This is a genomic window from uncultured Paracoccus sp., assembly GCF_947496875.1.
GTDB lineage: Bacteria > Pseudomonadota > Alphaproteobacteria > Rhodobacterales > Rhodobacteraceae > Paracoccus.
The window spans coordinates 20,819-34,114 of the sequence record NZ_CANMEH010000016.1; the positions used below are offsets into that span (position 1 = coordinate 20,819).

Below are 13,296 nucleotides of genomic sequence, written 5' to 3' on the forward strand. Positions count from 1 at the left end.
AACGCCGCCCCGGTCGCCAGACCGGGACGGCAGATTCAGGGGATGTGTACTGTGGTCGCGCGGGTGCGCGGCGTCAGCTTACTGGCACAGCCCGACGTCGTCGCACAGCGCGCCGCCGGCGGCGCCGATCGCAGCGCCTGCCAGGCGGTCGCTGTTGTCCTTGCCGGCAACCTTCTGGACGACGTAGCCCGTGCCGGCGCCGATGACGGCCCGATCAACATCGGTCGGCCGGATGTTCTGGGTGCATCCGGCCAGCAAGACCGCTGTGAGGCCAGCCGCGAACATGAGTTTGTAGGACATGGATCAACTTTCTTGAAATGAACCGTCCCGGTCGCAGTGAACGGCCGGTGCGTTACCGTGAGATCGCGAACGTCCGCGCGGGCGAAAACCCGCCGGTCGGACCGGTGATCAGGGCGCGCAGACGCCCACGTCGTCGCACAGCGCACCACCGGCTGCGCCGATGACGGCCCCGGTTGCGACCTTTTCGTCGAGCGCCTTGGCGACGACGGCGCCGGCGATCGCCCCGCCCGCGGCCCGCTGGACGTCGGGGGCCAGGCCCGTCTGGTATCCAGTGGTGTAGCCCTGCGCACAGGCCGACAGGCCGGCGGCCAGCAGGACGGCACCGGAAACACGAAGCATGGTTGGTGTAAGCATTCTCTCTTGCCTGTTTTTGGGGCCCGATCTGGAGCCGTTAGTCTTGAACACGTCGAAACTATCGCATGCAGCACCGCAAGATCAAACTGACAAGCGGGTGAAGCTGCTGCGATCGGCACGGGCTTGCGCATCCGCCCGGCCGGTGAGCCGTCACGAAGGGATGGCGCGGACCCGATCATCGACCGTCACCCGTCCTGCCCGGCTCGTCGTCAGTCGGGCCGTCCCCCATATCGTCCGGATCGTCCCACACGCCGTCCGATAGTTGGTCCGTATCGAACAGCTGGGGGAACGACGCCTCGGCGCGCTTCAGATCGACCTTGAGCAACTGATCATAGCTGGTTGGGTCCAAGGTGCCGACTGCAACGACTTCGCGCCCCAGCAGCCAGGACAGGCGACCCGCATCCAGGTTGCCGCGCTCGAACGGCTGGTCCCCGAAATGGTCGATCAACGCCGCCAGAAACGCCGCGTCGGCGCGACGATCGGCGGGCAGCCGATCGCGATAGCGCTCGCGAGCGACCAGCTTTGTGGCGCCCTTCTTGTTGGCGTGCCGGATCGTGAACTGGAAATCGGTCGAGGGCAGTCGCCCCGGGAAGCCGCGATGCTTCAGCATGGCACGGCCCCCGGGTCGATCAGGCTGGCGAGACGTGGATCAGCCCCGACCGCCAGCCGGCTGCCGCGCGGATCAGTTGCCGTACTTGCCCTGGTACACAGGCTCGACGGTGACGGCGGGTTGAACGGCGACGGGCTGCGGCTGCTGAGCGCAACCGGCGACGACACCGGCGAGGACCAGAACAAAGGCGAGTTTCTTGGACATTTCTGCAAGCTCCTGTTGTGCGGGGATTCAGTTCCCCGACTGCTCGAACGATCATCTGTCTTCGACAGACGACGGACGATGATACTGGTTGCGGATGCGGCGTCACGCGCGCGTGGCGGGCGGATGCCTGCGTCACGCCTGGCCTGTGGCACGGCTGCATCACGCGTCGGTCGGATTGCGCGGACTGGTTCCCCCGTCATCACCACGGCTCCCATTCACAGACGTCCCGGTCGGGCGGGATCCGGAAGCCTTCGAACAGCTGGACCACCTCCGGATCGAAGGTCCCGAATTCGCTTTCCTCGGAGGCGATCGAGATCACGACCTGCTGTGGTCGCTCGGCCATGTCCCTGATCCGCGGCAGGGCCACGTTCTCGCACAGCCAGACCACATCTGCATGGTTGGGGTCCTGCATCAGGATGTCCGGCGCCGCGGGAACGACGATGTCCGCGTCGGCGGCTGCCTCCGTTCCCGGCGGAACCGGCTCCGCCGGCAGATCGAAGCGCTCCTCGGGGATCATCTGCGCGTCGGGCATCTCGGTCGGATCGGGCCCGACGTCGATGGCCGGGGTGTCCGGCGGCAGCACCTCGAAGATCGGCTCGGGATCGTTCGCCCCCGGTTCGTCCAGGGGCTCACCGGACAGACTGCCATCGTTGAGCGCCGCGATGTCCTCGTCGGTCAGCGTCTCGCCCGGCAGTTCGTGCATGTCCAGCTCGATCGGGGGAACCTGGTCGGCGAGCGCCGGCATCACGAACCGGAACCGGCCCACCAGCCCCATGCCCACGACCCGATCGGTCAGAACCTCCTGCAGCCAGACCTCGGCGCCCGAAGGGACGGGGAACAGCACATGGGCACTGTCCGCCGCCGCGAGCGACATCAGGAACACGGTTGCAGGCGCAGGCATCACAGCGGAATGTTGTCGTGCTTCTTCCAGGGATTGGTCAGCTGCTTGTTGCGCAGGCTGGCAAAGGCCCGGGCCACCCGCTTGCGGGTGCTGTGCGGCTGGATCACCTCGTCGATGAACCCCTTTTCAGCGGCGACAAAGGGGTTGGCAAAGCGATCCTCGTAGTCGCTGGTGCGGGCGGCGATCCGTTCGGGGTCGTCCAGTTCGCTGCGATACAGGATCTCGACCGCCCCCTTGGCCCCCATCACCGCGATTTCGGCGGTCGGCCAGGCGTAGTTGAAATCGCCGCGGAGGTGCTTGGACGCCATGACGTCATAGGCGCCACCATATGCTTTCCGGGTGATGACCGTGACCTTGGGCACCGTCGCCTCGCCATAGGCGAACAGCAGCTTGGCCCCGTGCTTGATCACCCCGCCATATTCCTGGCCGGTGCCGGGCAGGAAGCCGGGAACGTCAACGAGCGTCAGGATCGGGATGTTGAAGGCATCGCAGAACCGGACGAACCGTGCGGCCTTGCGGCTGGAATCGATATCCAGAACGCCGGCGAGACACATCGGCTGGTTGGCCACCACGCCGACCGTCTGGCCTTCGATCCGGATGAAGGCAGTCACGATATTCGCCGCAAAGTCGCGCTGGATCTCGAAGAAGTCACCCTCGTCCGCGACCTTCGCGATCAGCTCCTTCATGTCATAGGGCTGGTTGGGGTTGTCGGGGATCAGCGTGTCCAACGAATCCTCGACGCGGGCGGGATCATCGAAGAACGGACGTGTGGGCGCCTTGTCCCGGTTCGACAGCGGCAGATAGTCAAAGAACCGCCGCATCTCGGTAAGCATCTCGACATCGTTGTCGAAGGCGCCGTCTGCCACAGACGATTTCCGCGTGTGGGTCGATGCACCGCCCAGCTGTTCGGCGGTCACCACCTCGTTGGTGACGGTCTTGACCACGTCGGGGCCCGTCACGAACATGTAGGACGTGTCCCGCACCATGAAGATGAAGTCGGTCATCGCCGGCGAATAGACTGCGCCGCCGGCACACGGTCCCATGATCAGCGAAATCTGGGGGATCACCCCGGACGCCATGATGTTGCGCTGGAACACCTCGGCATAGCCCGCAAGGCTGGCGACGCCTTCCTGAATGCGGGCGCCGCCGGAATCGTTGATGCCGATCACCGGCGCGCCGTTCTGCACTGCCATGTCCATGATCTTGCAGATCTTCTGCGCGTGGGTTTCCGACAGCGACCCGCCAAACACGGTAAAGTCCTGGGAGAACACGTAGACCATGCGCCCGTTGATCGTGCCCCAGCCCGTGACCACGCCGTCGCCGTAGGGCCGGTCCGCCTCGATCCCGAAGTCGGTGGATCGATGCCGGACGAACATGTCGAATTCCTCGAAGCTGCCTTCGTCCAGCAGCAATTCCAGACGTTCACGCGCGGTCAGCTTCCCGCGGGCGTGCTGCGCGTCGATGCGCGCCTGACCGCCGCCCAGCTGCGCCTCGGCCCGACGTTCGTCCAGTTCTTGCAGGATATCCTTCATCACATTTCCTTCCGGCGCCGGCAGACGAGCCCTCCCATAGAACATGGCACGGGCAGGGCAAAGGGTAAGTTTCGGGCCCACGCCACAGGCACATCGCCGCCGTGGTTCCCGTCCTCCCTGAACAATCGGGCCGCGGCAATCTTGACGGGCCGATGTGGCAGGTCCAAGTCCGCGTCATGGGACTTGTGATCAGCCTGCCTGCGATCGTCGAGAACTGGCGGAGTCTTGCGCGCCTGGCGCCGCAGGCCCGGCCCGGTGCGGTGGTCAAGGCCGATGCCTATGGACTGGGCGCGGATCGGGTCGCCCCGGCGCTGTACGCGGCGGGTGCGCGGGATTTCTTTGTCGCGTTAGCGGCCGAGGGGCGGGCGATCCGGCCGCTGCTGGGCGACGACGCGCGCATCTTCGTTCTGTCCGGCGCGATGCCCGGCGAGGATCTTGGCGGTCTGATCCCGGTGCTGAACAGTGCCGCACAGTTCTTTCGCCGCCGCACCCTGCATCCCCGGGCTGCCTTTGCCATCCAACTCGACAGCGGAATGAACCGGCTGGGCATGGAGCCGGGCGAATGGGCGGCGATCCGGTCCGAGGCGCTGGCGGCGCCGACGGACGAGGGCCAGGGGCCGGTTCTCGTGATGTCGCATCTGGCCAATGCGGACGAGCCGGACCATCCAGGCAACCAGGCGCAACTTGACCAGTTCAGGGCGATAACCAGGGGTGTGGATGCGCCTCTCAGCCTGGCCGCGACAGGGGGGATCCTGCTGGGCCGCGCCTATCACTTCGATCTGACCCGTCCCGGTATCGGATTGTACGGTGGGCGGCCCTTTCTGGACGCGCAGCCGGTCGTGTCGCTTGACCTGGCCGTGATCCAGACGCGAATCGTGCAGCCCGGCGAGGGCGTCGGCTATGGTTTCGCCTGGACGGCCGGTCGCCCGAGTCGCATCGCCACGGTCAGCGCCGGGTATGCAGACGGCATTCTGCGCTCGCTGTCCGGACGGGGCCTGGAGCTCTGGGCCGGGGACCGGTCCTGTCCTGTCGTGGGAAGGGTGTCGATGGACCTGCTGACCGTCGACGTGACCCACCTGCCCGACATACCGGACAGCCTGTCGCTGCTGACGGAACGGCAGGGTATCGATGCGGTGGCCGATCAGGCCGGCACCATTGGCTACGAAATCCTGACGTCTCTGGGCAGCCGCTATCCACGCCGGTGGCTGTGACCGGCCTGCCACCCCCTGCACCCTGGCCACCCGCTGCGACCTTCAGGGTCGCGCCTTTCGCTTGCGTCTCGCCAGAACGCTTGCAACCATGGTCGGATCGCGACCCCACCTGATGAGGATCGACTTGGGTCTTGCCCCGATCACCCCTGCTTCCGCCGGGTCGGCCGAAACGCTGATCGAGTTCCCCGACAACAGATTGCTCATCGAGCTATGTGGCCCGCACGACCGACATCTGGCGTCGATCGAGCGCGCGTTGGGCGTGCACGTCCTGCGACGCGGCAACCTGCTGGCCATCGTCGGCGCGCCGGAGGCGCAGGCCGAGGCCGCCCAGGTGCTGCGTGCGCTTTACGCCCGCCTCGAACAGAGCAAGCCCGTCGAGGCCGGTGACGTGGATGCCGCGCTGCGCATGGGCGGGGACGTGGACGGGCCCGGTCCGACCCCGGCCGAGCAGCTGGAAATGTTCGCCCGCGGCCGGACGGAGTTGCGCACCCGCAAGAAGGTCGTCGAACCGCGCACCGACGCGCAGAAGGACTATGTTCGCGCGCTGTTCGCCAACGAACTGGCCTTCGGCATCGGCCCGGCCGGCACCGGGAAGACCTATCTGGCCGTGGCGGCAGGTGTCACGATGCTGATCGGCGGCCAGGTCGACCGCATCGTCCTGTCCCGCCCGGCCGTCGAGGCCGGCGAGCGGCTGGGGTTCCTGCCCGGCGACATGAAGGAAAAGGTCGATCCCTACATGCAGCCGCTGTATGATGCGCTGAACGATTTCCTGCCGGCAAAGCAGATGCAGAAGCTGATGGAGGAAAAGCGGATCGAGATCGCGCCCTTGGCCTTCATGCGCGGCCGGACGCTTTCGTCAAGCTTTGTCGTGCTGGACGAGGCGCAGAACGCCACCTCCATGCAGATGAAGATGTTCCTCACCCGTCTGGGCGAAGGTTCTCGGATGGTCATCACCGGCGACCGGACTCAGGTCGACCTGCCCCGCGGGGTGACGTCAGGCTTGGCCGACGCCGAACGCATCCTGAAGGACGTTCCCGGAATCTCGTTCAGCTATTTCACCGCCAGCGATGTCGTGCGCCACCCGCTGGTCGCGCGCGTGATCCAGGCCTACGGCGCGGCGGACGATGCCGCCCGCGGGCGCGGCGAGCCGGAAGGGCAGCGGGGGGTCTATCCGTCCCGCAAGAATGCCTTCGAAGGCGCGCGCGATGCTGTGGCGGGACGGGGGGGAGAGGACGAGTGACCATGTCCCCCGAGGAACCCGGCGAGGGTGCGGAAGAGCCGTACAGGCCCGTCGACATCGTCATCGAGGATGAGCGCTGGCTGGACGTCGGGCTGGAAGATCTGGCCAACCGGGCCGTCGGCGCCACTGCCGCATATCTGGGGCTGCACGGGGTCGAGGTGGTGGTTCTGGGCTGCGACGACCAGCGGATCGCGGGGCTGAACGACCACTTCCGCGGCAAGCCCACGCCGACGAATGTGCTCAGCTGGCCATCCGTCTCGCCCGCACCCCGTGCCGACGGGGCCAGCCCTGCGCCCCCGGCCGTGCCGGAACTGGGCGACATCGCGATCAGCTACGATACCTGCTCGCGTGAGGCGAAGGACCACGACAAGCCGATGGCGGATCACGTGGTGCATCTGCTGGTTCACGCGACGCTGCATCTGATCGGTTATGACCATGAGATTGACGCCGACGCGGAAACCATGGAGCAGGCGGAGCGTTCCGTGCTGGCGGGTCTGGGCATCCCCGATCCCTATCGATGAGCGTGGTAACCCGATGAACGACCCCCGAAGTCCCGTCACCCCCGTTTCCGACGACCCGGCCGGGTGGGCCGACGGCGTGGGGGGCGAGGGGCGGGATCTGCCCGAAGCACGCGGCTTTCTGGGGCGGATTTTCGGACGGCTCGGGACAGGGGGGGCGGACCACGACGATGCACCCGCCTCGATGATGGAGGCTGCCGTGGCGGGCCATGCGCCCAGCATCCTGAACCTGCGGCGCAAATCGGTCGACGACGTGGCCATCACCCGGGCCGACATCGTGGCGGTGCCGGTGACCGTGACGTTGCCGGAACTGGTCGAAGTGTTTCGGGAACACGGCTATTCCAGGGTTCCGGTCTATCGCGGCGATCTGGACAATCCGCTGGGCCTGGTTCACCTGAAGGACCTTGCAATGAAGCACGGTTTCGGGGTGCGTACGCCGGCGGCCAGGTTCGCGGTTCGTCCGCTGCTGCGGCCGCTGCTGTACGTGCCCGGCTCGATGCCGATCGGCGCTCTTCTGCAGCAGATGCAGCAGAAGCGGATCCACATGGCGCTGGTGATAGATGAGTATGGCGGTGTGGACGGGCTGGTCACGATCGAGGATCTGATCGAGCAGGTCATCGGCCAGATCGAGGACGAACATGACGACAGCGACGAGGCGATGTGGATCGCCGAGGGGCCGGGTCAGTGGATGGTCCTCGCGCGAACCCCGCTGGACGAGCTGGAGCGGGAGACCGGGCTGCGGCTGGCCTCGGTCGCGGACGACGACGAGATCGACACTCTGGGGGGGCTGGTGTTCATGCTGGCCGGCCGCGTCCCGGCGCGGGGCGAGATCGTGACGCATGACAGTGGCGTGCAGTTCGAAGTCGTTGACGCAGACCCCCGGCGAATAAAACGTGTCCGTCTGCGCGTACCGGATGTTAACGCGCCGTCCGGCTGATCCCGGCACGACCGCGCCTGCGCGACGCAGCGGACCGGGCGCTTAGTCGACGCGCCTGATCAACTCCATCGCGGCGCGCGGATTCAGCGCCTTGTGTCCCGAAATCACGTACAAGAAGACATCCCGTGGAACTCCGTCCGACAGCGGTTCCACCAACGGGCTCAGCCCCTCCGGCTGCTGACCGGCGGCGAGTTCCCGCACGCGTGCAGCCCACTGGTCGAGCATCTCGGGTGCATAGCCTGCCGCCTCATCCGCGCTGGTGCCCATGATCCGCAGATAGCTGAAATCGGCGGTCTGATCCGCGATCATCGGGTAGTCGCTGTCCCCCGCCAGCACGATGGCGACGTTGCGGTCCCGACAGGCGGCCACCACCTCCGCCCTGGCGAATGAAGGGTGGCGCAGTTCGATCGCATGCCGCAGCGGCAGATCGCCCGCTCGGTCCGGCAGCAGGTCCAGAAACGCCGGGAAATCCTGATCGTCATACTGCTTGGTGGGTGGCAGTTGCCAGAGGATCGGGCCGAGCCGCCCGCCCAGCCTGTCGAGCCCGCTGTCGGTGAAGCGGCTGATCGATTCACCCGCCTCGGCCAGGGTCCGCTTCTGGACGGTGTAACGCGGCGCCTTGACCGCGAACATGAAGTCCGCAGGCACCGCATCGTGCCATGCCTGAAACGTTTCCGGCTTCTGCGTCCGTTAGAAGGTGCCATTGATCTCGATCGTGCTCAACTGCCCTGCGGCGTATGACAGCTGATCCTTCTTGCGCAGATCGGCAGGATAGAAGCTGTCGTTCCACGGCTCGTAGGTCCAGCCACCCACGCCGATGCGGATCCGACTGCTTCGGTTTGCCATGAATCCTGTTTCTCCCCGCTCACCCGCTGCAGGGGGCGTGATCAACGCCCAAGGCCAAATCAGTCTACGCACTCTGGTGCAGACGTCAAAGGAGCTTGGCCCGAAGGTGATGTCGTATCGGTGTTTCCACGAACCGGTAAATGGCGACGGCGACGAGGTTCACGAGAACCAGGCTTGAAACTAGCGCAAGCGCCGCTTCGGTCGCGCCGCCCGAAAACACTCCCGTGATCTTTTCGAAGAACTGAATGACGTACGGATGAGTCAGGTAAAGCGCATAGCTGGCACCGCCGAGGGTGAGAAGAATCCGGGGAAACCTGTTTCGCCCGAACACAAGCAAGAGGCTGGTAACCAGTACAGCAGAAGGCAATCCCGCTTTTACCAGCCTGTGGTCGAATGCGCCATTCACGGTCATGATCGCGAAAACGACAACGCCACCCATGATTAATGAGTGCCCGACATTCTTCTTGACGACCAGTTCGTAGAGCATCATTCCAATGACGAACTCGAAAACGATGAGATCTCCGTAGGCCGCCAACGGCAACTCCCTCGACCCCAAGCACGCCGTGAAGATCACCGTCAACAGGCCGGTCGCGACCAGCGCACGATAACGAAGTGTCGCCATCAGGGCCAGCGCGAAGACCGCGTAGAAGAACATTTCGTAGTTCAGCGTCCAGCCGAGAAACAGGACCGGGAAGTGGCCCGATCCGTTCTTGTCGAACGGAATGAACAGAAGCGACTTGACGAGATGGACGGCATTGGCGGTGGTATTGTTTAGAAGTCCCGGGGCCAATATCGCAACGATAAATACCCCTGCGGTAAACAGGTAGTATGTTGGAAGTACTCGAATGAGCCGCTTGCGAAAGAAGTTGTCGGCACTGACCTCCGTCGAAAGCATCATCACGAAGCCGCTGATGATGAAGAAGATGTCGACTCCGAAGTTTCCACGCCCGAAACCAGGAATGTGCACGAACACGACAGCCGTGGCAGCGATGAATCGCAGCACCTCGATGACTTCGTACCGACGCTGACCTACGGCCGGCTTGGCCACCATGTGGGCCTCCGCGGAGTGGAACCTTCCGTCCGATGTCGCGCCCCAGGTCATCATGCCCTGCAGGTCCCCGTTGGTAATCTGGCGCAGAGGAACATCTGACCTGTCCTCTTGCGGACAGCTATTCCCACTCGATCGTCCCCGGCGGCTTGGACGTGATGTCATAGGTGACGCGATTGATCCCCCGCACCTCGTTGATGATCCGGGTCGCCGTCTCTCCCAGGAATGCATGAGTGAAGGGGTAAAAGTCCGCCGTCATCCCGTCGACGGAGGTGACGGCGCGCAGGGCGCAGGCATAGTCGTAGGTGCGGCTGTCACCCATCACGCCGACGGTGCGGACCGGCAGGATGGCCACGAACGCCTGCCAGATCTCGTCGTAGAGCCCGTGCCGGCGGATCTGGTCGATGAAGACGGCATCGGCCTTGCGCAGGATGTCCAGCTTCTCGCGCGTGATCTCGCCGGGGCAGCGGATCGCGAGCCCAGGGCCAGGAAAGGGATGGCGGCCGATGAAGCTGGCGGGCAGGCCAAGTTCGCGCCCCAGCGCCCGCACCTCGTCCTTGAACAGTTCGCGCAGCGGTTCGACGAGGGTCATCCCCATCTTCTCGGGCAGGCCGCCGACATTATGGTGCGACTTGATCGTCACGGACGCGCCGCCGGAAAAGCTGACGGACTCGATCACGTCCGGGTACAACGTCCCCTGGGCCAGGAACTCCGCGCCGCCGATCTCGTGTGCCTGTTCCTCGAATACCTCGATGAACAGGCGCCCGATGATCTTGCGCTTGTTTTCGGGGTCGCTGACCCCCTCGAGGGCTGACAGGAACCGGTCGGATTCCGTGGCGTGGATCAGGTGCAGGTTCATGTGGTCGCGGAACATGCCCACGACCTCCTCTGCCTCGCCCTGCCGCATCAGTCCGTGATCGACGAACACGCAGGTGAGTTGATCCCCCACGGCCTCGTGGATCAGCGCCGCGGCAACCGAACTGTCGACGCCGCCGGACAGCGCACACAGCACCCGGGCCGAGCCGACCTGTTCACGGATGCGGCGCACCGCCTCATCGCGATATCCGGCCATCGTCCAGTCCCCGGTGAACCCGGCCAGGCGAACGAAATTCTCCAGCAGCCGGCGGCCGTTCGGCGTGTGGTGCACCTCGGGGTGGAACTGCACGGCGTAGAACCGCCGCGCCTCGTCGGCGATCATCGCCATCGGCGCGTTCGGCGAGGTGCCGATGACCTCGAACCCGGGGGCAAGCCGGGTGACGCGGTCGCCGTGGCTCATCCAGACCTCTTCGCGTCCGGCCACACCCGGCTCGCCGGCCGAGTTCGGTTCCGGTGCAAAGAGTCCCGCAAAGATCCCGTCCAGCTGATGCCCCGGCGTTGGCCCGATGAAGGCACGACCGTATTCCGCGTGATGCCCTGCCTCGACCTCTCCGCCCAGCTGCGCCATCATCACTTGTTGACCGTAGCAGATCCCCAGCACCGGCACGCCCAGGTCGAACACCGCCTGCGGTGCGCGGGCGCTGCCTGGACGGGTGACGCTGTCGGGTCCGCCGGACAGGATCACCGCCTGGGGGCGCAGCTCGTGCAGCGCCGCGTCGGTCAGGGTCTGATAGGGGCGGATTTCGCAGAAGACGTTCAGTTCGCGCAGGCGGCGCGCAATCAGCTGGGTTACCTGGCTGCCGAAATCGATGATTAGAAGGCGCTGATGCTCGGTCATGCGCAGCGCTTAAGCCACCCGCATCCGGGCGGCAAGCGGGTCGGCGATTTCAGCCGGGCCACAGCGACGACAGGGCGCCGACAGGGTCCGCGGCCGTCCAGATTTCCGGTCCCAGCGCGATGAAATCCGCCACTGGCCACAGGTCGCGGATCAGGGCGGCGTCCAACGCACCTTCGGCAACGACAGGGATCTCGATCACCTCGGACCACCACTGGAACAAGTCCATCCGGACTGGATCGGCATGGCCGAGTGCCGTGGACCCGCACGGGCCGAAGCTCACATAGTCGGCGCCCGCCTCTCCCGCGTTCAACCCGTCGTGGCGCGAACTGCCGCAAAAGGCGCCGACGATGGCATCGGCCCCCAGTTCCTTGCGCGCGTACCGCACCGCCCGTGGGCCATCGGTCAGGTGCACCCCGTCCAGGCCGTGGCGTGCCGCGAGTGTGACATGGTCATCGATGACCACCGCCACGTCGCGTTCATGCGCCAGATCGCGTGCCAGGTCGGCCAGCCGGCCCAGCTCGGCTTCCTCGCCCGCCCCGCGCAGGCGCAGGCACGCCACCGGATACGCGTCCAGCACCGCCGCCAGCATCCGAGACAGATCGGACAGCGGAACGCGCGTCGGCGCGATCAGGTAAAGCTGCGGTGCGTCGGTGGCGGTCAGGTCGGTCATGGTCATTTCCCTCACACCGGCGGGATAGCGCAGCAGCGCTGGCCGCGAAAGGGAGATGCCGGCGAATACGCGCGCCGCAACCCCGTTCCTAGTTCGTGGGGCCGTCAAGCGCCGCACGTCTTCAGCGGCCCACCGGATGTGGGGAACTGGCGGAGGACGGCAGACATGGTGCTGGACGGGGCGGCCGGTTGTCTCCTAGGCTCGGCCCAACGAACAGAAAAGGGGAGAGCCGAATTGAAAGCCACGATCATTGCCGCCTCGGCGCTGATGGCCACCGCCGCCGGCGCGCAGGCCGAAACCTGGGACCTACCCACCGCCTATCCGGCCAGCAACTATCATGTCGAGAACCTGACCGAGTTCGCCAGCTGCGTGGCCGAGCGGTCGGGCGGCGCGCTTGAAATCGAGATCCACCCCAACGGCGCCCTGTTCGCCGGCAACGACATCAAGCGGGCGGTGCAGACCGGCCAGGCTCCGATCGGCGAACGGCTGCTGTCCGCGCATGAGAACGAGAACAAGCTGTTCGGTGTCGATGCGATCCCGTTCCTGGTCACGTCGTTCGACGAAAGCGACCGCCTGTGGGAAGTCGCGCGCGACAAGCTGGCCGCGGCACTGGACGAACAGAACCTCGTCCATCTGTATTCCGTGCCCTGGCCGCCGCAGGGGCTGTTCACCAAGAAGCCCATCAACTCGGCCGCCGATCTGGAGGGCCTGAAGTTCCGGGCGTATAACGCGGCGACGTCGCGGATCGCCGAACTGGCCGGGATGGTGCCGGTGCAGATCGAACAGGCCGAACTGGCCCAGGCGCTGGCGACCGGCGTGGCCGAGGCGTTCATCACCTCGGGTGCGACGGGGGTGGACAGCAAAGTCTGGGAACAGGTGGATCATTTCTATGATGCGCAGGCCTGGATTCCCCGCAACTCCGTGCTGGTGAACAAGGATGCGTGGTCCGGGCTGGACGAGGGGACCCGGACGGCCCTGACCGACTGCGGGAGCGAAGCCCGCGAGCGCGGGACGGAACGCGCCAAGGTCCTGACCTCGGAATACCTGCGGACGATGGCCGACAACGGCATGACCGTGGCCCCGCCCGGCGACGCCCTGAAGGCGGATCTCGAAGGGTTCGGCCAGACGATGACGGACGAATGGATCGCCGCCGCCGGCGAGGACGGGCAGGCGATCATCGACGCGTATCGTAAACAGTGAGGTCCGCGGCG

The 13,296-nt window shown here is 65.8% G+C and carries 15 protein-coding genes and 1 pseudogene; 5 read left to right on the forward strand and 11 right to left on the reverse strand.

What is annotated here, in order from left to right:
• Positions 1–78: 78 nt before the first annotated feature.
• The 6 genes from Q0938_RS15100 to Q0938_RS15125 form a co-directional block, all read right to left on the reverse strand.
• Positions 79–300, reverse strand: coding sequence for a hypothetical protein (locus Q0938_RS15100; RefSeq protein ID WP_299363963.1), 222 nt, complete (start codon positions 298–300; stop codon positions 79–81).
• 108 nt (positions 301–408) lie between these two features.
• Positions 409–654, reverse strand: a complete 246-nt coding sequence (locus Q0938_RS15105) for a hypothetical protein (protein WP_299363965.1) — start codon at positions 652–654, stop codon at positions 409–411.
• Between the two features lie 175 nt (positions 655–829).
• Entirely contained in the window at positions 830–1,264 is a 435-nt protein-coding gene (locus Q0938_RS15110; RefSeq protein ID WP_299363967.1) for a hypothetical protein, read from the reverse strand.
• Positions 1,265–1,336: 72 nt separating this feature from the next.
• Entirely contained in the window at positions 1,337–1,468 is a 132-nt protein-coding gene (locus Q0938_RS15115; RefSeq protein ID WP_299363969.1) for a hypothetical protein, read from the reverse strand.
• A gap of 199 nt (positions 1,469–1,667) precedes the next feature.
• Entirely contained in the window at positions 1,668–2,369 is a 702-nt protein-coding gene (locus Q0938_RS15120) for a DUF6497 family protein (RefSeq protein WP_299363975.1), read from the reverse strand.
• Complete coding sequence (locus Q0938_RS15125; RefSeq protein ID WP_299363977.1) at positions 2,369–3,901, reverse strand: acyl-CoA carboxylase subunit beta; 1,533 nt, start codon at positions 3,899–3,901, stop codon at positions 2,369–2,371. The genes Q0938_RS15120 and Q0938_RS15125 overlap by 1 nt, the downstream gene beginning before the upstream one ends.
• A 176-nt stretch (positions 3,902–4,077) precedes the next feature.
• On the opposite strand from Q0938_RS15125, the gene alr reads away from it, so the two are divergent.
• The 4 genes from alr to Q0938_RS15145 all read left to right on the forward strand — a co-directional run bounded on the left by alr (position 4,078) and on the right by Q0938_RS15145 (position 7,807).
• Positions 4,078–5,112, forward strand: coding sequence for an alanine racemase (gene alr, locus Q0938_RS15130; RefSeq protein ID WP_299363979.1), 1,035 nt, complete (start codon positions 4,078–4,080; stop codon positions 5,110–5,112).
• A 112-nt stretch (positions 5,113–5,224) separates the two neighbouring features.
• Positions 5,225–6,352, forward strand: coding sequence for a PhoH family protein (locus Q0938_RS15135; RefSeq protein ID WP_299363982.1), 1,128 nt, complete (start codon positions 5,225–5,227; stop codon positions 6,350–6,352).
• Positions 6,353–6,354: 2 nt separating this feature from the next.
• Positions 6,355–6,873, forward strand: a complete 519-nt coding sequence (gene ybeY, locus Q0938_RS15140; RefSeq protein WP_299363984.1) for an rRNA maturation RNase YbeY — start codon at positions 6,355–6,357, stop codon at positions 6,871–6,873.
• A 13-nt stretch (positions 6,874–6,886) separates the two neighbouring features.
• Positions 6,887–7,807, forward strand: a complete 921-nt coding sequence (locus Q0938_RS15145; RefSeq protein ID WP_299363986.1) for a hemolysin family protein — start codon at positions 6,887–6,889, stop codon at positions 7,805–7,807.
• Between the two features lie 42 nt (positions 7,808–7,849).
• Here Q0938_RS15145 and Q0938_RS15150 read toward each other — a convergent pair.
• The 5 genes and pseudogenes from Q0938_RS15150 to Q0938_RS15165 all read right to left on the reverse strand — a co-directional run.
• Positions 7,850–8,485, reverse strand: a pseudogene (locus Q0938_RS15150) (DUF72 domain-containing protein); the annotation flags it as partial.
• A 12-nt stretch (positions 8,486–8,497) separates the two neighbouring features.
• Positions 8,498–8,653: a hypothetical protein gene (locus Q0938_RS19455; protein WP_366942766.1), complete on the reverse strand. Its 156-nt coding sequence runs from the start codon at positions 8,651–8,653 to the stop codon at positions 8,498–8,500.
• 85 nt (positions 8,654–8,738) lie between these two features.
• Positions 8,739–9,758 carry an acyltransferase gene (locus Q0938_RS15155; protein ID WP_299363989.1) on the reverse strand — a complete coding sequence of 340 codons (1,020 nt, stop codon included), beginning with the start codon at positions 9,756–9,758 and terminating at the stop codon, positions 8,739–8,741.
• A 64-nt stretch (positions 9,759–9,822) separates the two neighbouring features.
• Complete coding sequence (gene guaA / locus Q0938_RS15160; RefSeq protein ID WP_299364020.1) at positions 9,823–11,421, reverse strand: glutamine-hydrolyzing GMP synthase; 1,599 nt, start codon at positions 11,419–11,421, stop codon at positions 9,823–9,825.
• A gap of 43 nt (positions 11,422–11,464) precedes the next feature.
• Complete coding sequence (locus Q0938_RS15165; RefSeq protein ID WP_299363991.1) at positions 11,465–12,085, reverse strand: thiamine phosphate synthase; 621 nt, start codon at positions 12,083–12,085, stop codon at positions 11,465–11,467.
• A 234-nt stretch (positions 12,086–12,319) separates the two neighbouring features.
• Between Q0938_RS15165 and Q0938_RS15170 the strand changes: the two genes are divergently transcribed.
• Positions 12,320–13,285 carry a TRAP transporter substrate-binding protein gene (locus Q0938_RS15170; protein WP_366942767.1) on the forward strand — a complete coding sequence of 322 codons (966 nt, stop codon included), beginning with the start codon at positions 12,320–12,322 and terminating at the stop codon, positions 13,283–13,285.
• Positions 13,286–13,296: the final 11 nt, after the last annotated feature.

What these genes read in the sequence shown, in the direction of transcription:
- Q0938_RS15100 (WP_299363963.1), bottom strand. Translation starts at nt 300, where the DNA reads ATGTCCTACAAACTCATGTTCGCGGCTGGCCTCACAGCGGTCTTGCTG.
- Q0938_RS15105 (WP_299363965.1), bottom strand. Translation starts at nt 654, where the DNA reads ATGCTTACACCAACCATGCTTCGTGTTTCCGGTGCCGTCCTGCTGGCC.
- Q0938_RS15110 (WP_299363967.1), bottom strand. Translation starts at nt 1,264, where the DNA reads ATGCTGAAGCATCGCGGCTTCCCGGGGCGACTGCCCTCGACCGATTTC.
- Q0938_RS15115 (WP_299363969.1), bottom strand. Translation starts at nt 1,468, where the DNA reads ATGTCCAAGAAACTCGCCTTTGTTCTGGTCCTCGCCGGTGTCGTCGCC.
- Q0938_RS15120 (WP_299363975.1), bottom strand. Translation starts at nt 2,369, where the DNA reads ATGCCTGCGCCTGCAACCGTGTTCCTGATGTCGCTCGCGGCGGCGGAC.
- Q0938_RS15125 (WP_299363977.1), bottom strand. Translation starts at nt 3,901, where the DNA reads ATGAAGGATATCCTGCAAGAACTGGACGAACGTCGGGCCGAGGCGCAG.
- alr (WP_299363979.1), top strand. Translation starts at nt 4,078, where the DNA reads ATGGGACTTGTGATCAGCCTGCCTGCGATCGTCGAGAACTGGCGGAGT.
- Q0938_RS15135 (WP_299363982.1), top strand. Translation starts at nt 5,225, where the DNA reads ATGAGGATCGACTTGGGTCTTGCCCCGATCACCCCTGCTTCCGCCGGG.
- ybeY (WP_299363984.1), top strand. Translation starts at nt 6,355, where the DNA reads ATGTCCCCCGAGGAACCCGGCGAGGGTGCGGAAGAGCCGTACAGGCCC.
- Q0938_RS15145 (WP_299363986.1), top strand. Translation starts at nt 6,887, where the DNA reads ATGAACGACCCCCGAAGTCCCGTCACCCCCGTTTCCGACGACCCGGCC.
- Q0938_RS19455 (WP_366942766.1), bottom strand. Translation starts at nt 8,653, where the DNA reads ATGGCAAACCGAAGCAGTCGGATCCGCATCGGCGTGGGTGGCTGGACC.
- Q0938_RS15155 (WP_299363989.1), bottom strand. Translation starts at nt 9,758, where the DNA reads ATGATGACCTGGGGCGCGACATCGGACGGAAGGTTCCACTCCGCGGAG.
- Q0938_RS15165 (WP_299363991.1), bottom strand. Translation starts at nt 12,085, where the DNA reads ATGACCGACCTGACCGCCACCGACGCACCGCAGCTTTACCTGATCGCG.